Below are 830 nucleotides of genomic sequence, written 5' to 3'. Positions count from 1 at the left end.
TACCTCAGGCGGCGAAAATATGGGGCAGTTGGCAAAGGTAATATTTATTGCCGATAAAACCGAAGCCTCAAGAAATATTGATACTGCTTTAAGGAGAATGTGCAGGGAAGACACATTGGATAACATTCTTTTTGCAGTGCTTGAAAAATCCATCGCTAAAGTACAGGCAAAAGGAATGGAGGTATCCGAAGATACGCTCGGTACTGAGGGTTTCCCTCGCCGCCGTCTCAACGCGCTGAATAACGCTGTCAGGAGCGGTATTGGGGCGCGAATTGCCGCTGTAGCCGTATAATTTCCTGTCTGTGATAATAGCGGCTGCCCTAGGGGGAACAAGTCTTTGCCAATCGCCGCCTTCGCCTATCATTCGTCTTATTTCATGCGAGGAAACGTCGAGTATTTCGTTTTCGATAGTGATATGGGCAAATGGGTAATTAACCGCAGTGGAATTGACCCTGTGCGCGATGGCAATATCCGCTAATTTTAAAATTCTGTCGCTATCGCGCCATTTTGGAAAATCGGCGGCAACATCATCGCCGATAATCAGCGCGGGTTTGCCATCAGGTAAATACCTCTCGATTATATCTTCCAGAGTGTTTATTGTGTACGAAACTCCTTCCCGCCTTATCTCGCAAATGTCAATGGCAAACCTGTGGTCGCCGACTATTGAGACTGCAAGCATATCTATTCTGTCTTTCGCGCTTATTTCCATCCCCTGAGCGTCTAATTTAAATGGGGAGCGGTAAGCGGGGATAAAAACCACCCTGTCGAGTTTTAACTCTGCTAGAGCTTTTTCAGCCAGAACAATATGCCCGTTGTGAACAGGGGCAAAA

1 protein-coding gene is annotated in these 830 nt (G+C 46.7%); it reads right to left on the bottom strand.

Going from position 1 to position 830, the window contains the following annotated elements; translation table 11 throughout:
• Positions 1-88: 88 nt before the first annotated feature.
• The coding region (gene nadD / locus ACYVRH_RS13620) for a nicotinate (nicotinamide) nucleotide adenylyltransferase (protein WP_461257431.1) at positions 89-830 on the bottom strand (742 nt) is incomplete at its 5' end.

This window comes from Treponema sp. R80B11-R83G3 (assembly GCF_054786115.1).
This window is presented reverse-complemented; position numbering and strand designations above follow the sequence as displayed.